Source organism: Gordonia tangerina, assembly GCF_021556435.1.
GTDB classification, from domain to species: Bacteria; Actinomycetota; Actinomycetes; order Mycobacteriales; family Mycobacteriaceae; genus Gordonia; species Gordonia tangerina.
This window is the reverse complement of record NZ_JAKGCU010000003.1, coordinates 1-18,803: the sequence shown is the minus strand read 5'-3', so window position 1 is coordinate 18,803 and position 18,803 is coordinate 1. Positions and strand designations below refer to the sequence as shown.

Annotated in this window: 18 protein-coding genes and 4 pseudogenes; 15 read left to right on the top strand and 7 right to left on the bottom strand. The window is 67.3% G+C overall.

The annotated features are described in order from the left end of the window. Positions 1-11: 11 nt before the first annotated feature. Together L1892_RS05245 and L1892_RS05240 are read right to left on the bottom strand one after the other, a co-directional pair. Positions 12-332, bottom strand: a complete 321-nt coding sequence (locus L1892_RS05245) for an Asp23/Gls24 family envelope stress response protein (protein ID WP_235722410.1) — start codon at positions 330-332, stop codon at positions 12-14. Beyond that, positions 329-820 (bottom strand): Asp23/Gls24 family envelope stress response protein, encoded by a 492-nt coding sequence (locus tag L1892_RS05240; RefSeq protein WP_235722409.1) that lies wholly within the window; start codon positions 818-820, stop codon positions 329-331. Before L1892_RS05240 ends, L1892_RS05245 begins: the two co-directional genes overlap by 4 nt. A 167-nt stretch (positions 821-987) precedes the next feature. Between L1892_RS05240 and L1892_RS05235 the strand changes: the two genes are divergently transcribed. Both L1892_RS05235 and L1892_RS05230 read left to right on the top strand, forming a co-directional pair. Beyond that, positions 988-1,677, top strand: coding sequence for an RNA polymerase sigma factor (locus L1892_RS05235; RefSeq protein WP_235722774.1), 690 nt, complete (start codon positions 988-990; stop codon positions 1,675-1,677). Further along, positions 1,670-1,960, top strand: a complete 291-nt coding sequence (locus L1892_RS05230; RefSeq protein WP_235722408.1) for a hypothetical protein — start codon at positions 1,670-1,672, stop codon at positions 1,958-1,960. Before L1892_RS05235 ends, L1892_RS05230 begins: the two co-directional genes overlap by 8 nt. Before the next feature lie 22 nt (positions 1,961-1,982). On the opposite strand, the gene abmR is transcribed toward L1892_RS05230, so the two are convergent. After that, the gene (gene abmR, locus L1892_RS05225) at positions 1,983-2,501 is read right to left on the bottom strand and encodes an ATP-binding transcription factor AbmR (RefSeq protein ID WP_235722407.1); all 519 of its coding nucleotides are present in this window, start codon (positions 2,499-2,501) and stop codon (positions 1,983-1,985) included. A gap of 141 nt (positions 2,502-2,642) precedes the next feature. Between abmR and L1892_RS05220 the strand changes: the two genes are divergently transcribed. The 4 genes from L1892_RS05220 (at position 2,643) to L1892_RS05205 (ending at position 8,923) form a co-directional block, all read left to right on the top strand. Continuing rightward, positions 2,643-5,030: an acetyl-CoA acetyltransferase gene (locus tag L1892_RS05220; RefSeq protein ID WP_235722406.1), complete on the top strand. Its 2,388-nt coding sequence runs from the start codon at positions 2,643-2,645 to the stop codon at positions 5,028-5,030. Between the two features lie 93 nt (positions 5,031-5,123). Further along, positions 5,124-6,302 (top strand): AI-2E family transporter, encoded by a 1,179-nt coding sequence (locus tag L1892_RS05215; protein WP_235722405.1) that lies wholly within the window; start codon positions 5,124-5,126, stop codon positions 6,300-6,302. Positions 6,303-6,491: 189 nt separating this feature from the next. Continuing rightward, the gene (locus L1892_RS05210; RefSeq protein ID WP_235722404.1) at positions 6,492-7,727 is read left to right on the top strand and encodes an acyl-CoA dehydrogenase family protein; all 1,236 of its coding nucleotides are present in this window, start codon (positions 6,492-6,494) and stop codon (positions 7,725-7,727) included. A 50-nt stretch (positions 7,728-7,777) separates the two neighbouring features. Beyond that, on the top strand, positions 7,778-8,923 hold the full coding sequence (locus tag L1892_RS05205; RefSeq protein WP_235722403.1) for an acyl-CoA dehydrogenase family protein: 1,146 nt from the start codon (positions 7,778-7,780) through the stop codon (positions 8,921-8,923). Between the two features lie 57 nt (positions 8,924-8,980). Here the strand turns inward: L1892_RS05205 and L1892_RS05200 are convergent, their stop codons facing one another. Continuing rightward, a complete protein-coding gene (locus L1892_RS05200; protein ID WP_235722402.1) occupies positions 8,981-9,592 on the bottom strand; it encodes a TetR/AcrR family transcriptional regulator in 612 nt (203 codons plus the stop codon). A 98-nt stretch (positions 9,593-9,690) separates the two neighbouring features. Between L1892_RS05200 and L1892_RS05195 the strand changes: the two genes are divergently transcribed. The 3 genes from L1892_RS05195 (at position 9,691) to L1892_RS05185 (ending at position 12,373) form a co-directional block, all read left to right on the top strand. Then, entirely contained in the window at positions 9,691-11,007 is a 1,317-nt protein-coding gene (locus tag L1892_RS05195) for a cytochrome P450 (RefSeq protein WP_235722401.1), read from the top strand. Positions 11,008-11,142: 135 nt separating this feature from the next. Continuing rightward, positions 11,143-11,772, top strand: coding sequence for an HhH-GDP family DNA glycosylase (locus L1892_RS05190; protein ID WP_235722400.1), 630 nt, complete (start codon positions 11,143-11,145; stop codon positions 11,770-11,772). A gap of 280 nt (positions 11,773-12,052) precedes the next feature. Then, entirely contained in the window at positions 12,053-12,373 is a 321-nt protein-coding gene (locus L1892_RS05185) for a transglycosylase family protein (RefSeq protein WP_235722399.1), read from the top strand. Positions 12,374-12,425: 52 nt separating this feature from the next. Here the strand turns inward: L1892_RS05185 and L1892_RS05180 are convergent, their stop codons facing one another. Continuing rightward, on the bottom strand, positions 12,426-13,628 hold the full coding sequence (locus tag L1892_RS05180; protein WP_235722773.1) for a cation:proton antiporter: 1,203 nt from the start codon (positions 13,626-13,628) through the stop codon (positions 12,426-12,428). Between the two features lie 105 nt (positions 13,629-13,733). Here L1892_RS05180 and L1892_RS05175 point away from each other — a divergent pair, with 105 nt between their 5' ends. Together L1892_RS05175 and L1892_RS05170 are read left to right on the top strand one after the other, a co-directional pair. Further along, a complete protein-coding gene (locus L1892_RS05175) occupies positions 13,734-14,501 on the top strand; it encodes a hypothetical protein (protein ID WP_235722398.1) in 768 nt (255 codons plus the stop codon). 95 nt (positions 14,502-14,596) lie between these two features. Continuing rightward, positions 14,597-15,091 carry an acyl-CoA thioesterase gene (locus tag L1892_RS05170; RefSeq protein WP_235722397.1) on the top strand — a complete coding sequence of 165 codons (495 nt, stop codon included), beginning with the start codon at positions 14,597-14,599 and terminating at the stop codon, positions 15,089-15,091. A gap of 43 nt (positions 15,092-15,134) precedes the next feature. On the opposite strand, the gene L1892_RS05165 is transcribed toward L1892_RS05170, so the two are convergent. Together L1892_RS05165 and L1892_RS05160 are read right to left on the bottom strand one after the other, a co-directional pair. After that, positions 15,135-15,518 carry an Rv0313 family protein gene (locus L1892_RS05165; RefSeq protein ID WP_235722396.1) on the bottom strand — a complete coding sequence of 128 codons (384 nt, stop codon included), beginning with the start codon at positions 15,516-15,518 and terminating at the stop codon, positions 15,135-15,137. A gap of 101 nt (positions 15,519-15,619) precedes the next feature. Next, positions 15,620-15,811, bottom strand: a pseudogene (locus L1892_RS05160) (response regulator transcription factor); the annotation flags it as partial. Positions 15,812-15,825: 14 nt separating this feature from the next. Here L1892_RS05160 and L1892_RS05155 point away from each other — a divergent pair. From L1892_RS05155 to tnpB, 4 genes and pseudogenes are all read left to right on the top strand, one after another. Then, positions 15,826-16,659 (top strand): annotated as a pseudogene (locus L1892_RS05155) (ABC transporter ATP-binding protein); the annotation flags it as partial. Then, positions 16,656-17,081, top strand: a pseudogene (locus L1892_RS05150) (ABC transporter permease); the annotation flags it as partial. The pseudogenes L1892_RS05155 and L1892_RS05150, both read left to right, overlap by 4 nt. 131 nt (positions 17,082-17,212) lie before the next feature. Continuing rightward, positions 17,213-17,721 (top strand): annotated as a pseudogene (locus tag L1892_RS05145) (IS607 family transposase). Next, positions 17,721-18,803, top strand: a 1,083-nt coding sequence (gene tnpB, locus L1892_RS05140; RefSeq protein WP_235722395.1) for an IS607 family element RNA-guided endonuclease TnpB, incomplete at its 3' end; no start/stop codon positions are given. The pseudogene L1892_RS05145 and the gene tnpB, both read left to right, overlap by 1 nt.

Sequence of the window (18,803 nt, the reverse complement as noted above, 5' to 3'; positions counted from 1 at the left end):
CTCCTTCCCCATCACAACCCACCATCGGCTGCATCGATCGGCTCGGTCCTGACGCTGATGTCCTCGACCGTCACGACGGTGGGGACGCCGGTCAGGTCGTGCACCGTCTCGCGCACCGCCGACGCGACCTCACGAAGGTCGTGGGTCGCGTCGACAACGATATGCACCTCTGCCGAATCATCGGTCAGCACAACGCCGTTCACCCGCCGACCGGGCAGATAGGTGGCGATCTCGCCGAAGACCCCGCCGTACAATCCGGTGACCCCGGGCACGGCGGTCACGGCATCCACCACACCGGCCGCGGTTGTCGCCTGCGCGTCCCCCGTGCTCACTGGACGCGCGGGGTCTCGTCGACGCCCTCGTCGTCGTCCTCGAAGCGGATGTCGTGCACCGTGACGTTCACCTCGGTCACCTCGAGTCCGGTCATCTGCTCGATGGCGGTGATGACGTTGCGCCGAATGGCGGCGGCCAGCTGGTGGATCGCCACGCCGTAGTCGGCCACGATCGACACGTCGACGGCTGCCTGCCGTTCCCCCACCTCCACGGCAATCCCCTGAGTGGTGCTGGTGGTCGCGCCCGGCAAAGCTTCCCGGACCCGGCCGACCACCCGCTCAGCAGCGCCGCCGACATCTTGGACGCCGTCGATCTCGCGGGTGGCGATACCCGCGATTTTCGCCACGACGATGTCGGAGATCGATGTCCTCCCGCGATCGCCGGCCGGGTCCTTGTGCACCAGGCTGGTGCCGACACCGCCGGTCGCGGCCGACGGCCGCTCCCGCTCGATGGTGGCGGACTGGGTGCGGCTGGTCGTGTCGGACATGCGAACTCCTTCGTTCTCCGGGGGCCACCACGTTCTTCGGTGCGCGACCTGCGTACCCGGGCGGTGGCCCGTGTATAGAGTCAGTCGCAGTGGAAACGGAAAGTGCACGCACGAGTTCTGGTGATGCCGGTCACATGAATGGTTCAAGGTTCCCACGAGTGGCCGGCATGGATGGCCATGGGCCGACGGCACACCGGCCCGCATCGTCGCCGCTGGAACTGACGGCGATGTCCGACGACGAGTTGGCGGCAGCCGCCGCGGTCGGTGATCGTGAGGCCTTCGGCCTGTTGGTGGCGCGCGTCCCTCCCGGCCTGCTGCGCTATCTGAGACGCATGGTGCCCGACCCCCAGACCGCCGAGGATCTCGCCCAGGAGACCTTGATGCATGCGTGGAAGAGCCTGCCGGATTTCGCATTCCGCAGTTCCTTTCGCACCTGGATGTTCGCCATCGCTCACCGTCGGACCACCGATTACCGACGCAGGCGTCGCGAGTTGCCCACCGCCGACGAGCAGTTCGCGGCGCTCGCCGACCCATGCCCCCTCCCCGCAGATGTCGCCGAACACTCCTCGTTGGTCGAGGCATTGCGCACCGAACTCGGCAACCTGCCGCCCACCTCGCGCACGGCGTGGTGGCTGCGCGAGAACGAGGGGATGTCGCTCGACGAGATCGCCCGGGTGTTGCAGACCAGCACCGGGTCCGTCCGCGGTCATCTGCAGCGCAGCAGGAGGTATCTGTCCATCCGGCTGCGACCCTGGCGCCCCGGCGGCCCACCCGATGCGGAGAAACCCCCGACAACCAGACCGCCACGGAACACAGACCGATCGACAACATCCGGGAAGGAGCGCAACCGTGAATGACATATTCGTCGACGGTGGGCACTCCGACGAGACGGACGCGTGGCTGGTGGAGGCGAGTCGAGACCTCGACGAACCCGACGAGGACGTGACCCGTCTGATCGACGTCGCCGGTCTGCGGATCGGACTGATCGCGCGCTACCGCGACGACCTCCTCGCGTTGTCCAACGAGGTGCGCGACGTCGCCGAAGCAGTGTTGAGCGCAACCCTCGGAGACTGGAGCAGCGCGGCTGCGCGACAAGCCATCACGGTCCGATGGCAGGATGTGTACACCCGGCTGACCTGACGGGCGCGTTCGGTCGGCAGCCTCAGTCCACGACGGGACCCGTGCTGCGCACCTCGTCGACCCGGTCCATCGCCGTGCGAAGCTCGGTGAGCCACGAATCCGTGTGCTGCCCGACGAGTTTCACACACCAGGCCAGCGCATCGGCGCGACTGCGTGCAACCCCGGCCGAGACCAGTGTGTCGAGTACCTGGCGTTGCGGTTGACGCAGTCGCGTCATGACGGGCACGGCGAGGTGGGTGAACAACTGCGCGGATTCGCCGCATCGCACGCCCCAGGCGACCTTGCGGTCGAATCGATGTTCCGCCTCCCGCGCAACCTCTATGCGTTGATCACGCGTGGTTTCCCGGAAGCGCGCGATCCGGCCGGCCTCGGCCTGCGCGACCGTCGCCGGATCGGCCCCGGATTCGGTATCGGGCGCAGCAATGGTGCCGACGATGGTGATCTCCTCACGATCAACCGATACCTCGGGTGCGCCGACGAACAATTCGTCGGGCAGGCGTCCGGCCAACCATCCGCTCACTTCTGCCGCGGTATCGGACATGGCAACCTCCAGGTGATTACTTGTAATCAGTATTACTTGCATTCAGGGTAGCTCGATCCATGGTTCGGAGCCAGCGCCTCATCGCCCGAAGAATCAGGGGTAGGTCAGCGCGAGCGGTGACCGGAGTGCATAAATGGACACATGCCGAGATCTGTCTCTATCCACGCGCTCGATCCGAACACTCCGGTCATCGTCGGGGTCGGCCAGTCGTCCGAACGCCTCACCGACGACGACTACCGAGGCCTCTGCGAATCCGACCTCGCATCGCGCGCCGTCGAGGCGGCGCTGGCCGACACCGGCGTGGTCGCACCTGCGGTCGCCGCCGAGATCGACACCGTCGTCGCTGTGCGCACGTTCGAACAATCCACTCCGATGTCATCCTCGCCGCTGGGCAGACCGGACAACATGCCGCGGGCGGTGGCCAAACGGATCGGGATGGACCCCGAACACGCCGTGCTCGGGGTGACCGGCGGGCAGAGTCCACAGAGCCTGCTGACCGAGTTCGCCGGCGAGATCGTCGCGGGGCGTCGTTCGGCGGCAATGATCTTCGGCGCCGAGGTGATGTCGACGGTGCGCCACCTGATGTCGACCACCACTGAGCGCGATCGACCCGATTTCACCGAGCAGGTCGGAGGTCAACTTGAGGATCGTGGCTTCGCGATCGCCGGTCTCACGACCCACCAGGAGGCGAAACACGGACTGCTGTCGCCGGTGGCCCAGTACGCGGTCCTGGAAAACGCCCGTCGCCACCGGGTCGGCCTGCCCCGCGGACGCTATACCGAGACCATGGGCGAACTGTTCGCCCCGATGTCGGAGGTCGCGGCCGCCAACCCGCATGCGGCAGCCCCCACGGTGCGATCTGCATCCGAACTCGCCACCGTGTCGGAGACCAATCGCGTTGTGGCCGACCCGTTCACCAGGTTCATGGTCGCGCGCGACCAGGTCAACCAGGCGGCCGCCACCCTGGTGATGTCCGTGCGGGTCGCCCGACAACTCGGGATCGACCCGTCACGGTGGGTGTTCCTGCACGGCCACGCCGACACCCGCGAGCGCCCACTGATGCAGCGCCCAGACCTCAGCCGCGGGCCGGCGGCCGCCGCGGCCGTGCAGCACGCGCTCGCGGTGGCCCAGATCGGCCTCGACGACGTCGCGCACCTGGACATCTACAGTTGCTTCCCGATCGCGGTGTCCAACGTGATCGATCCACTCGGCATCGATGCCGACGACCCCCGCGGATTGACCCTGACCGGCGGTCTGCCGTTCTTCGGCGGCCCGGGCAACAACTACTCGATGCACGCGATCGCCGAGGCCGTCGACCGGTGTCGTGGCGAGCGCGACTCGTTTGCACTCGTTGCGGCCAACGGCGGCATCCTCAGCAAGACGTCGGTGGGGATCTACAGCACCCGACCGACCGCATGGTCGCCGGACGACTCGAGCGGTGTACAGGAGGTGCTCGACGCCGCTCCCCGCGTACAGACCTCGGATTACGCCGACGGTCCGGCGACAATCGAGGGATTCACGGTCATGCCCGGCCGCGACGGCTCACGAACCGGCATCGTCATCGGCCGTCTCGACTCCGGTCGACGGTTCATCGCCACAGTGGCCACCGACGACGAGTCGATGTTCGAACTACTGGCCACCGACGACCCGGTGGGCGCCGACATCTACGTCCGGTCGAGCGCGAAGGGCAACCGCGTGTTCACCGATCGGGCATCGATGCTCCGTCACCACCCACCGGTTGCGCCCACCTTCCGTTCCTCCTACGAGCACGTCGAGGTCCGCCGCGACGGCCACCTGTTGGAGGTGACGATCAATCGCCCCGAGGCGCGCAACGCACTGCACCCGGCCGCGAACGCCGAACTCGATGAGATCTTCGACGCGTACTTCGCCGACGCAGACCTCTGGGTGGCGATCCTGACGGGTGCCGGCGACAAGGCGTTCTCCGCCGGCAACGATCTCGCGCAGACCACCGGTGCCGGCCTGGAGATTCCGGGCAACGGCTTCGCCGGGCTCACCTCCCGCCGATCGATGCCCAAACCCGTCATCGCCGCGGTCAACGGCTTCGCCCTGGGCGGCGGCTGTGAGATCGCGATGGCCTGTCACATCGTCGTCGCCGACGAACGCGCCACCTTCGGCCTCCCGGAGGTCAGGGTGGGTCTGGCGGCGCTGGCCGGCGGGCTGGTGCGCCTGCCGGCCGCCGTCGGTGGGGCGCTGGCCCGCGACATGATTCTCACCGGACGACGACTCGACGCCGCCGAGGCGCTGGCCGCAGGACTCATCAGCCGCATCGCGCCACCCGGCGAGGTGATGGACCTCGCGCGCACCGTGGCCGCCGAAGTACTCGCGGCGTCACCCACATCGGTGCGGGAATCGCTACGCGCCATGGACACCGCGGCTGCCATCCCCGATGAGATCGAGGCCATCGAGGCGACTTCGGCCGCCATGGACAGCCTGCTGGTCAGCCAGGACACGATTGAAGGGATCACCGCGTTCGTCGCCAAGCGACCACCACGCTGGACCGGTCGCTGACCGCATCGTCGGTGAATTCGGCGGCCGGAGGGTTACCATTCGTCCGACCATCGGCGAGCCATTCGCCACAGCCACACGACGAGAGGCTCGGACATGACGCTGGAGCAGGCAGGCACCGAGGAGCCGAAGGGCTGGTCGATGCCGCGGGGCACGATCGTGTTGCTCTCGGTCACCGGCTTGATCGTCACCGTCGGCGGCATGAAGGCGGTGTCCGGCCTCGTGGGGCCGATCTTCCTCGCCCTGATGCTCACGGTGGCCGTCCAGCCGATCCCGGTGTGGCTGCGCCGCAAGGGAATGCCTACGTGGCTCGCCTTCGTCGCCACCCTGGTGGCCGTCTATGGCATCTTGTTGACACTCTTCGGGTCGCTGGCCTTCTCGATCGCCCGGCTCGCGACGATCCTGCCCGAGTACGCCGACAAGTTCCAAGGCCTCATCGACAACTTCCAGGAGTTCTTGACCAGTCACGGCGTGAGCCCGGACAACGTGCACAACATGATCTCCCACGTCGACCCGGGCAAGGCGCTCGGATACATGTCGGACGTCCTCGAGAGCACGTTGTCGGTGGCGTCGGCGCTCATCCTGGTGGTCACGCTCCTGCTGTTCATGGCCGCCGACGCGATGTCCTTCGACAAGCGCATCGATGTGCTGCGCGGCATCCGACCCGACATCGCCATGGCGTTCCGCAGCTTCGCCCAGGGCACCCGCAGTTACCTGCTGGTGTCCACCGTCTTCGGCCTCATCGTCGCCGTCTTCGATTCGGTGGCGCTGTGGATCGTCGGCATCCCTCTGCCGATCCTCTGGGGACTGCTCTCGTTCATCACCAACTACATCCCGAACATCGGGTTCGTCATCGGCCTGATCCCCCCGGCCCTGCTGGCCCTGCTCGACGGCGGCTGGGGTCAGATGCTGTTGGTGATCGCCATCTACAGCGTCATCAACGTGGTGATCCAATCGGTGATCCAACCAAAATTCGTCGGCGACGCCGTGGGGTTGTCCACAACGTTGACCTTCCTTTCACTCGTGTTCTGGGCGTGGGTCATCGGACCGTTGGGTGCGATCCTCGCGGTGCCGCTGACGCTGATGTCCAAGGCCCTGCTCATCGACATCGATCCGTCCACGCGGTGGGCCGACATCCTGCTGTCGTCGTCGGCACCGAAGTCCGAACCCGACGCGGGCACCGGGCCACCCACCGACGAGGCCTCCCCGGACGCCGACGGCGACGCCGGACCGGACAGCCCCGGCGAGACCGGAGCGTCCCCGCAGCCGAGCTGAGGGCACTTACCCCGCACGAACTTCACACCGCGACAGCGACCGTCGCGCGAACTCGCCACCGGCAAAACCCGCATCTGCTTCCCCACGCGGGCGACGTCGGAGTACATTCGGCGTGTCACATATATTTGATACGTAGGTGGCAACGACGTGAGCGCACAGCTTCAGTGAAGACAGAGGTGGCAACTCGAAATGGACATGACATGGTCGGACGCCGACATCGCGTTCCGCGATGAGGTACGGGAGTTCCTCGAGGCCAAACTGACCCCCGATCTGCGCGCCGCGGGCCGCCTGCGGACCAGCGTGTACGCAGATCACGAGGCGTCTATGACGTGGCAGGCAATCCTGCACGAGCGCGGCTGGGCCGCGCCCGCGTGGCCGGTCGAATACGGCGGCTGCGATTGGACCCTCGGGCAGCACTACCTGTTCAGCCGCGAATCGATCCTGGCCGGCGCACCGGCGCTGTCGCCGATGGGCATCCGGATGGTGTCCCACGCGATCATGGCATTCGGTACGCAGGAGCAAAAGGACTTCTACCTGCCCGGCATCCTCGACGGCAGCGTGTTCTTCTGCCAGGGCTACTCCGAGCCCGAGGCAGGTTCGGACCTGGCGTCTCTGTCGATGGCCGCGGTCAGCGATGGCGACGACTTCGTGGTCACCGGTAGCAAGATCTGGACGACGCATGCCGCGGAGGCCAACTGGATCTTCTGCCTGGTCCGGACGTCTCGCCAGGAGCGCAAGCAGCAGGGCATCACTTTCTTGCTGATCGACATGAACTCACCGGGCATCGAAGTCCAGCCACTCGTGATGGCCTCCGGTGAGCAGGTCCAGGCACAGGTCTTCTTCGACGGCGTCCGGGTCCCGAAGCGCAACGTGCTCGGCAAGGTCGACGAGGGTTGGACCGTCGCCAAGTACCTGCTGATCTTTGAACGTGGTGGTGGCGCCGCGGCCCCCGCCCTGCAGGTGATGGCCGAGAACATCGCAGCCGAAGCCGCCGCGATGACCGGGCCGTCGGGTGTACCCCTGATCGAGGAACCGGCGTTCGCGGCCAAGCTGGCCGACGTACGTGTGCGCGCGAAGATCCTCGAGGTCCTCGAGTACCGTGCGCTGGCCGCGATGAGTTCCGGCGGAGATGCCGGGTCGCTCGCCTCGATGCTCAAGATCCTCGGCACCGAACTGAGCCAGAAGATCACCGAACTCGACCTCGAGGCCGCAGGAGTGCACGGGCGCGTGTACCAGCCGCACGCCGCTGCCCCCGGCGGTCCGATCAACCGGTACACCCCGCCGACCGACGGGTATGTCAGCGGCGAGGCATGGCAGGCCGTCGCCCCGCTGCACTACATGAACGATCGTGCCGGATCTATCTATGCGGGCAGCAACGAGATCCAGCGGAACATCCTGGCCAAGGCCGCGCTGGGACTCGGGTAGACAACCGCGGTCCCACATCAACCCGGCACACAAACGGAGCACACAGAACAATGGACTTCACCCTCACCCCGGAACAACAATTGCTGCGCGACGGACTCACCAAGTTCCTAGGCGCACGCTACGACCTGGAGGCCAGCCGCGAGGTGGCCAAGGTGGGCGCCGGATGGCAACCCGAGATCTGGCGCTCGTTCGCCGAGGAGCTCGGCGTGATCGGCGCCTGCCTACCCGAATCCATCGGCGGTGACGACGGCGGACCCGAAGAACTGATGGTGGTCACCGAGGCCCTCGGACATGCGCTCGTCGTCGAGCCGTTCGTCGACACCGTGGTGCTGGGCGCGCGTCTGCTGGCCCGCACCGGTCACCCGCGGGCGCTGGCCATCGGTGAGCAGATCGTCAGCGGCAACGCACTGACCGCACTCGCCGCGATCGAAGACGGCTCGGGCGGCATGCTTCACCACGTCGGCACCCGGGCCGAGAAGTCGGGCGACTCGTGGATCATCAACGGTGCCAAGGCCGTTGTCACCACCGCGCCACTCGCCGATCACCTGATCATCACGGCGCGGACCGGCGGTGAGACCCGTGAACGCGACGGGGTGTCGATGTTCCTGGTGGACCTCACCGAGACCGTGCCCGAGGGCCTGACCATGCACGCGGTGCGCACCATCGACGACCGCCGAGCCGCGGACCTGACCTTCACCGACCTGCGGGTCGACGCCGACGCACTGATCGGCAACGAGGGGCAGGCTCTCCCCGTGCTCGAGTACGCATGGGATGAGGCGACCGCGGCCGTGGTCTCCGAGGCGGTCGGGGCGATGCGCAAGGTGCTCGACGACACCGTCGAGTACGCCAAGCAGCGACAGCAGTTCGGTCAGCCCATCGGTAGCTTCCAGGCTCTGCAACACCGCATGGTGGACATGCACATCGAACTCGAGCAGGCGGTTGCCGCACAGTATTACGCCATCCTGACCCTCGACGCCGAACCCGCAGCACGAGCCGCGGCAGTGTCGGCAGCAAAGGCCACTGCCAGCCGCGCGGCCAGGTTCATCGGCCAGAATGCAGTCCAACTGCACGGCGGCATGGGTATGACCGAGGAACTGGCCATCGGCCACTACTTCCGCCGATTGACCGCTGTCGAGTACGAATTCGGCTCAGCCGACGCTCATCTCGCGCGCTTCGCCAAACTGGCCGACGCCTGAGCGACCACCGATGCGACCAACGTCCCGGTGCGCACCGTCGCACCGGGACGTTGGTCGTCAACTCCGGATGTTCGCTCCGATCAGGGCGATACATGCCGCGACCACGGGTTCGACGATGCTGTAGAGGGACCGGTCCTGTTCCATCGCCGACGCCGCCAGTTCGCGGATACCACCCCAGATCATCACCGCCGTCTCATGCGTCATCGGAGAGATGCCCGCTTCCCGCATACGCGGCGAGTCGGTGAGCGGCACCAGAACCGCGATGAGCGATTCCATCGCGTCCACCTGGACGCGGCGCGCCGAGTCCCCGAGTGCCGGCAGTTCACGAATCCAGCTCCAGGCGATCGCCGGGTTCTGTTCGGTGACCGACACATACGCCTCGACCGCCTGCCGGATCTGCATGGTCCACTCCGCGGCAGGATCGACCTCCTCGGAGATCGCCTGGATCATCGCGTCGTTGGTGGTGCGCAGGAGATCGACGAAGCAGGCCTGTTTGTCGGCGAACTCCTGATAGAAGGAACGGCGCGAGGTCCGCGCGACCCGGACCACGTCGGCGACCGTGGTCTCCCGATAGCCGCGTTCCATCACGCAGGTGGCCATGGCCTGCAGAAGCCGTTCCCGCACCGGGGATGCGGCGCCCTCCGACGAGACGACAGCTTCGGGCAACATGCCCCAACGATACGACCCCGCCCTTGTCAGGCACGGTACGCACGCGTACCGTCAGGTGGTACGGAAGCGTACCGGGCACACGACGAGAGGACCGCGGGATGACGACCGGACAGATCAGCGAGGTCGAACCGATTCTCCCCCCGCGCCCGCGCCTGCCGAGGGTCGCGACCGGTCTCGGCTTCGCCCTCCGCAGGCGCCAGACGATGACACAACTGACGCGGCGATACGGTTCCACGTTCACGATCGGGCTGCCCGTGTTCGGCGACGTGGTAGTGGTCGCCGATCCCACTCTGGCACGGCAACTCTTCACCACCTCGACCGATCGCGTCGCCAACATCCGCCCCAACCTCGGCCGCGTCCTCGGCGCCGGGTCGATGTTCTCACTCGACGGCGCCGAGCATCGGCGACGCCGGAAGCTGTTGACACCGCCGCTGCACGGCAAGCGGATTCGGTATTACGAGGCGGTGGTCGCCGAGGAGTTCGCCGCCGAGGCGGTCACGTGGCCGACCGGACGCCCGTTCGCCACCCTCGAGCCGATGATGCGGATCACCCTCAACGTCATCCTGCGCACGGTGTTCGGTGCGCGCGACGCCGACCTCGACGTCCTGCGTCAGATCATTCCGCCCATGGTGACGACCGGATCGCGGCTGGCGACGATCCCCGACCTGCCGCTGACCTTCGGCCCACTCGATCCGCGTCGCCGATTCGCTGCACAGCGCGAGACCTATGACCGCGTCGTCGGATCGCTGATCGCCTCCGCCCGCGCCGAGCACGACCTCGCCCACCGCACCGACATCCTGGCGCTGATGATCCTCAGCCGACACGAGGACGGCTCGGCGATGACCGATGCGGAGATCGCCGACGAGCTGCTCACCTTGCTGGCCGCCGGACACGAGACCACCGCGACGACACTCGCCTGGGCGATCGAACGCCTCCAGCGTCATCGCAGGGCGCTCGACACGCTCGTCGCCGAGCTGGACGCGGGTGGCAGCGATTACCTCACGGCCACGATCACCGAGATCCAGCGCAGCCGGCCGGTGATCGACCTCGCCGGCCGCCATGTGATCGACGACCTCGTCGAGCTCGGCCCGTATCGAATACCCAAGGGCCACAACATCATGGTGTCGATATCCCTCTTGCACGACGACAGCCGCCAGTTCCGTGATCCCGAGCGGTTCGATCCGGAACGCTTCTTGGGGACCACGCCCGGGCCCGCATGGCTGCCGTTCGGCGGCGGTACGCGCCGATGTATCGGCGCCGCGTTTGCACAGATGGAGATGGACGTCGTTCTGCGCGCACTGATACGCGATTTCACCATCGAACCGTCGACATCGCCCGATGAACGCTGGCACTCTCGCGGCGTCGCGTACGCACCCGCCCGCGGCGGACGTGTCGTACTGCACCGCCGTCGGTAGCGCGTCATGCTCCCCGGGACAGGATGGACGATTACCTGACCCGCCGTCCGGGTAACACCTCAGCGACAGCTCGCGGGGGCGGGCGCGTGGCGCCGTCGACCCGTGAGACCTCACGAGTCGACGAGAGGGATCACCGTGTCACACCAGCGCGTCGTCTCGGCGCTGATCGAACGCGCCGGGCGCACCTACGCCGACGAGGCCGGCATCACCCTGAAGAACACGCCGGCACCCCTGTTCCAACTGCTGGTCCTGTCGCTGTTGCTGAGCGCGCGCATCTCGGCCGACATCGCGGTCGCGGCCGCACGCGAGTTGTTCGCCGCGGGCTACCGGACGCCGGCGAAGATGGCCGACGCCGACTGGCAGGACCTGGTCGATGCACTCGGGCGCGGACACTACGTGCGCTACGACGAGAGCACCGCCACCCGACTGGGCGAGGCCGCACGCAAGGTCGGCGCCGACTACCAGGGCGACCTACGCACGCTGGCCGACCGCGCCGACGGAGACGTCGGTCGCGCCGCCAAGGAACTACAGACGTTCACCGGGATCGGCCCCACCGGCGCATCGGTGTTCCTGCGCGAGGTACAGGACGTGTGGGACTGGGTCACCCCCTACTTCGACGAGCGGGCACTGTCGGCGGCCGGCGAACTGGGGTTGCCCGACGACCCCGTCGAACTGCACCGGCTCGCGGACGGTCATCCGGCGCTGCTGGCAGCGGCCCTGGTGCGCGTATCGCTCGACGACGACCTCCGGGCGGAGTTGACCTGACGCCACACGCGGACCCGCTCCGCGCGCCGATGTCGGTGACCGACACCACAATCTGGCTGTGCGATCCGTCACAGTGAAGCGGATGTCAGATCGTGATCCGCGGCCCGCAAAACGCCGCGATGTGCAGGGAATTCACAGGATTCGACCCTACGTTATCGACGCGTGATCAAAATCCTGCAGGTCACCGAGTCGATGTGACCTTTCTGTTATCCGCTTGTACCGTCGCCACCGGTCCGAGATCAGCCGCCCAGCCAGCTACGGGGTGGCGATAGGAGGAACGATGACCATGAGCATGAAGAAGCTTGCTGTGCGCGCCGGAATCGTCGGCGCCCTGTCCCTGGCCCCGTTCGCTGCAGTCGCCGGCACCGCGTCGGCGAACAATTGGGACGCAGTCGCCCAGTGCGAGAGCGGCGGCAACTGGGGAATCAACACCGGCAACGGCTACTACGGCGGCCTGCAGTTCTCGCAGAGCACCTGGGAAGCCAACGGCGGTGTCGGGAACCCGGCCAACGCCTCGAAGGCCGAGCAGATCCGGGTGGCCGAGAACGTGCTGGCCACTCAGGGCGCCGGCGCATGGCCGACCTGCGGTGCCTACCTCTGACACCGCGCGTGTGACCGTGTTGTGTGGCCGTCGCCCCTGACCGGGGCGGCGGCTACACCCGTTCTCGGGGCGTGATCAGGCGTGCGATGAGCGGGAACACCAACACCGTGGTGGCGCCGGCTGCGACGAGCACCGATGCCAGTTGCACCGACATCAGATCGGCCGCAGTGGCCACTCCGGTGACCGCCACGATGATCGGCAGGCCGGTGGCCGCATACAAGGCGAGCTGAGTTCGTTCTCGCTGGTTCACCAGGTTGTTGCCATGCTGCACGTAGCGCTCGCTGAGCCACACCGGCAGTCCGCGGGCGACCGCGATCGCGACGACCAGCCCGAGCCACAGCACCGGTTGCCCGAGCACGGCCGTCACATCGATGTTCATCCCCGAGACGACGAAGAAGACGGGGATGAGCACACCGAAGCCGACGACTTCCAGCGACTTCCCGACCTCGTGGTTCTGTGGCCCGATGAGCCGCTGCAGGATCAGTCCGGCGGCGAAAGCGCCGAGCACCACATCGAGGTCGAAGACGGCGGCCACGGTCATCAGGGTGACCAGCAGCAGGAACACCACCCGGACCGGCAACTGTGCTGTGCCCTCGCTCATCTCCGACACCGCGTATCGCACGCCCGGGATGCGCTCCACGATGCGTTGGGGTACCGCACCGATGAGCACCGCGGCGACCCCGAAGAGGATCAACACCACCAGCGCACCGCCCACGCTGCGACTGGTGAGCAGTAGCGACATCGCGATGATCGGCGCCAACTCCCCCACCGCCCCGTGGGCCATCACCGACCGACCCAGCGGGGTGTCGAGCAGTCCGTCCTGCTTGATGATGGGCAGCAGCGTGCCCAATGCGGTCGAGGTCAGCGCGATGGCCACCGCGATGTGCGCGCTGAAGTTCTCGTCCGGGATCGCGAAGGTGACCGCGATCAGGGCGATCGCCAGACCCGCCAGCCACGTCATTCGCGCCACCCTGCCCGACCTACCGCCGAGCAGTTTCGGATCCAGTTCGTAGCCGGCCAGCAGGAACAGCATGCCCAGGCCCAGTTCGCTCAGGATCTGCACGCTGTCGACGTCGGCCCACCCCAGCAGATGGGGGCCGATCGCCATGCCGCACACCAACAGGATCACCACATCCGGCACGTAGCCGCGCGTGATCCGCGACAGGATCGGCGACGCTGCCGCGGCGACGGTGATCCAGAACAATGATTCGATCGCGGAGGTATCGGCTGACGAAGACGCCTCGGCGATCACCATCATCCGGTCATCCTGGCACATCGCCGGGCAACCAACCCATCCGCACACTCTCACCGGGCGAATCACGTGTGCCAGAACACAGACGACGACGTTTCGGAGATTCGTATGGGTACACGCACACACGGCCGGCACCGGCTGGATCGACGCGACAGCCGCACCCCGCAAGCCGTCGACCGGCGCCGCCCGGCCAGACTCGCCGCCTGGGTGGCGACCGGATCGGCACCGGCGATACTCGCCTTCACCGGGGGCGCGATCGCTTCGGCCCAACCGGCTCCCGCACATCTCACGGCCGACATCGGACCGCACCACATCGTCGATGACGACGCGGGTACCCGGACCGGGCCCGGCAGTCGCGCGCTACCCGACCGGCCGCTGCCCACTTTCGATCCGAGCACGTTGCACGCCCCGGCACCCACCGCACCGGTCCGGCCGATCACCGCGCCACCGGACACCGTACGGATCGGAGACATCACCGCACCGGCGCCGCAGTGGCTGCCGCCCGAGCAGACCGAACAGGTCAATACCGCCGCCGCTACCGGCGAGGCGCAGATTGCCACCGCGGGCGACGCCGTGGGCCTCGATTCCGCACGCTCGGACCGGGTCGCGGCGACCACCATCGCCGGCGCGGCCACCGGCGCAGCCGTCGCCACTGCGACGGTCGGTGCCCCGCTCGCGGTCGCCGGCGGGGTCGTCGGTGGTGTCGCCGGACTGGTGGCGGGGGTGCCATTCCTGCCCGCCGGCCTGGTGGTGGGACCGCCGGTCGGGGCGGCCATCGGAGCAGCCGCCACTGCGGCGCCGTTCGCTGCGGCCGGCGCAGCCATCGGCGGCGGCGTGGGCCTCGCCCAGGGGCTGGCCGAACCCGCACATCCCTGAGGCACCCCGTCGGGATATCACTGCGTTGCCGACCTGACCAGCCGGTAGATGAAAGGCTGGTCAGGTCAGACGCCGCAGCCCGATGGGAGCCATGGATGGAGACTGTCACCGACCGAACCGACGCCGACGAACCCGAGGCCGACGACGACCGGATCAGCTTGTCGATGTCGTTGTTGATGACACCGGACATGGCCAACTTCACCGGCAACGTGCACGGCGGGACCTTGCTCAAATTGCTGGACCAGGTCGCCTACGCCTGTGCGAGCAGGTACTCCCGTCGGTACGCCGTGACATTGTCGGTGGACCGGGTGATCTTCCGCGAACCGATCCGGGTGGGCGAAGTGCTGACCCTCTCGGCGTCGATCAACTACACCGGCCGGACGTCGATGGAGGTCGGTATCCGCGTGGACACCGAGAACGTGCTCACCGGCGAACGCCGCCATACGAACAGCTGCTACTTCACGATGGTCGCCACCGATGACGCCGGCCGACCACACCCGGTGCCCCAGCTGGTACCGCGCACCGCAGTCGCGCGCCGACGGTTCACCGAGGCCGAGGAACGCCGAGCGGCACTTCGATCAGCCCAGTGAAAGTGACCCGGTGACGATCAGCCCAGGGACGCCGATGGTCGCCTCATTCGTCGGAGGCGTCATCCTCGTCGAGCGCGCTGACGGTGATGCCGTAGGGCAGAAACCGGACCTTACGCCGCGGATCGGTGTTGTGTTTGTTGGCCCGCAGCGCGTCGATCTCGGAGGCGTAGACCTGTTCGACCCGTGCACCGCCGTCGTCGCTGACGACGAAGACAGCCCAGACTCCGGTGCCGGTCTCCCCCGCCGTCTCGGGTTCACGACGGCGCGGGCGTCCGGCGTCGGTGAACAAGGTCGACCACGCCGCGCCCTGGGCCCCGGAGCCGGACAAGAACTTGCCGACCATGTCGCGCACACCGTCGGTGGCCTCGCGGGCAAAGCGATCGAAGTCCTCGGGACTCATCCCGAACGGACCGTTGTTCTCCGCCATGGGAGACCTCCTACTGCAGCGGGTCGGCGCCGTGGCCGTGTGCTGTCCAGTGTCCACCGGAACACACGTCTACGCCACGTCCCAGATCAGGCGGGCCGACATCAGGCCAGGCCGGCGTCATGCAGCGCAATCGCGACCTGCACGCGGTTGGTGACGCCCAGTTTGGCGAAGATGTGCGAGATGTGCGCCTTCACGGTCGCGACACTCATGAACAGCTGCGCGGCGATCTCCGAGTTCGAGGCACCCGTGGCCACGCACACCGCGACGGCATGTTCTCGTTCGGTGAGCGCCGCCAACGACTCGCGAGCAGGTCACCGGTTTTCTCGGACCCAACGGTGCCGGGAAATCGACGACCATGCGGATCATCGCCGGGCTGACCCCGCCGACGTCGGGTTCGGCGACGGTCGTCGGACGCGTCTACCGCGACATCCCCAACCCGGCAACGCACGTGGGGGTGTTGCTCGACGCGTCCGCGCAACACGCGGGTCGCACCGGGGCCGAGATCCTGCGACTCAGCGCGATGACCCTGGGAGTCCCGCGGGCACGCGTCGACGAGATTCTCGAGCTGGTGAGTCTGACGCCCGATGAAGCCGACCGCCGGGTACGCAACTACTCGCTGGGCATGCGTCAACGTCTGGGCATCGCCAACGCGCTGCTCGGCGATCCGAACATCCTGATTCTCGATGAACCCGCCAACGGGCTCGACCCCGCGGGCATCCACTGGGTGCGCACGCTGTTGCGCGACTACGCCGACCGTGGCGGGACGGTGCTGCTGTCCTCACATCTGTTGCACGAGATCGAGATCATCGCCGACGAAATCCTCGTCATCGGCCACGGCCGAATCGTCGCGCAAGGCACCACATCCGAGCTGCTGGCCGCCCAGGGAACCCTGGTCCGGTCGCTCGACGACGCGGCGCTGGCCACCGCGCTGGGCATCACCGGCATCGAGGTGCGGGCCGCCGACGGCGGCGGTCTGCGCACCGACGCCGCACCGGAAGACGTCGGTCGGGTCGCGGCCGCCGCGGCCATCGCGCTGGTGGAACTGCGGCCCGCCGACGGAGCCCAACTCGAGGAGATGTTCCTCGAACTCACCCAACAGACTCAGCGCGAACAGCCCGCCCTGTCAGGAGTGCCGTCATGACCGTCCAGATTCCCACTCGCCCAACAACTCCAGCGCCCGACGACGCCGGTGGGATCCGCGACACCGCGATCCCGCTGACCCGATTGACCCGCGTCGAACTACGCAAGCTGGTCGACACCCGCGCCGGATTCTGGCTCGCCGCATCCATCGGTGTCATCTCGGTGGTGGTCGCGGTCGCGATGCTGATCGCGGACCGCAACAGCCCCGAGAACCTGAACTTCGGACAGTTCTTCGGCATGATGAACATTCCGACCGGCATCATCCTGCCGGTCCTCGCCATCCTGCTGGTCACCGGCGAATGGAGTCAACGCACCGCGCTGACCACGTTCACGATGGAACCGCGCCGAGAACGGGTGGTGCTCGCCAAATTGGCCGCAGCGCTCATCGCGGGGGTCACCGCCGTGATCATCTCGCTGGGGTTGTGAACTGTTCCTTACGTTGTGAGTAAACGTGATCGAATGTGTGTTTTGCTGAGTGGGTGAAGTTGGCTGAGTGGGCGCGGTCGCAGGGGGTGCATCCGCAGACTGCGTATCGGTGGTTTCGGGAGGACCGGATGCCGGTGCCTGCTCGTCGTCTGGAGTCGGGCACGATCTGGGTCGACGTTGCTGAGGTCGGTGGTGGCGGCCGGGTGGTGGTGTATGCGCGGGTGTCCTCGCATGATCAGCGCGCGGACTTGGATCGTCAGGTTGCCCGGCTCACCGAGTGGGCGACTGCGAATGGCCACGAGGTCGGTGAGGTGGTGTGTGAGGTCGGGTCCGGGTTGAACGGAAGCGCCCCAAGATTCGGCGGGTGTTGTCGGACCCGTCTGTCAGTGTGGTGGTTGTGGAGCATCGTGATCGTCTGGCGCGGTTCGGGGTGGAGTACCTCGAAGCGGCGTTGTCGGCGCAGGGGCGTCGGATCGTGGTGACTGATCAGGGTGAGACCGACGATGATCTGGTCCGCGACGTGATCGAGGTGTTGACGTCGATGTGCGCGGGTTTGTATGGCCGTCGTGGTGCACGCAATCGGGCGCTGCGCGCTGTCACCGCTACCACACATGCCGAGACGACCGGGCTGGGCTGATGGCCCGGTTCGAGGTGCCCGCGGGTTGGACAGTCCAGGCGTACCGTTTCGCGCTCGATCCCACGCCTGCGCAGGTGCGGGCGTTCCGGTCTCATGCCGGGGGTGCACGATTTGCCCACAATGTGATGCTGGCGGTGGTGAAGGCGGTGATCGATCAACGGGCCGCCGAACGCTCGTACGGGATCGTCGAGGCCGAGTTGACGCCGCTACTGAATTGGTCGTTGGCTGGTTTGCGTAAGCAGTGGAATGCGCGCAAGGACGAGGTCGCCCCGTGGTGGGGTGACAACTCGAAAGAGGCCTACAGTTCCGGACTCGACGCCTTGGCTCGGGGCTTGGACGCGTGGGGCAAGTCGCGTGCAGGTAAACGTGCGGGGAAACCGGTCGGGTTCCCGCGGTTCAAGTCCGCGCGGGCACCTAGGTCGGTGCGGTTCACGACCGGCACCATCCGGGTCGAGACCGACCGCCACCACATCACTCTGCCCAGGATCGGGCGGATCAAGACGCACGAGTCGACCCGAAAGTTGGCTCGCCGCATCGATAACGGAACAGCCCGGGTTCTCTCGGCCACTCTGTCCGAAGACGCGTCAGGCCGCTGGCATGTGGCATTTCAGGTCGTCGTGCAGCGAGCAGTCGCGGTACCCGGCCATGTCGGTGCCCAGGCGCCGGTGGTGGGTGTTGATGTCGGGGTGAAGGCTGACGGTCTGCTGGTTGTGGCTACCCCGGACGGGCGTGAAGTGGCGCGGGTCGCGGCGCCGAAATCGTTGACCGCCGCCCAGCATCGGCTACGGGTGTTGCAGCGGCGCGCCGCCCGCCAGCGTGGCCGCTATGATTCGGCCACCCAGACTCGGCAGCAGCCGTCGAACCGGTGGCGCGTCACGCAGCAGCGGATCGGGCGTACCCACGCCCGCGCCGCAGCGATACGCCGCGACGTCCTACACAAGGCCACCACCACACTCGCTGCGCACCATCAGGTGATCGTGGTGGAAACATTGAACGCGGCCGCGATGGGCTCGGCCGGGGGTTCGCGCAAACGTGGCCTGAATCGGGCGTTAGCTGATGCGTCGCTTGCCGAAATCCGGCGG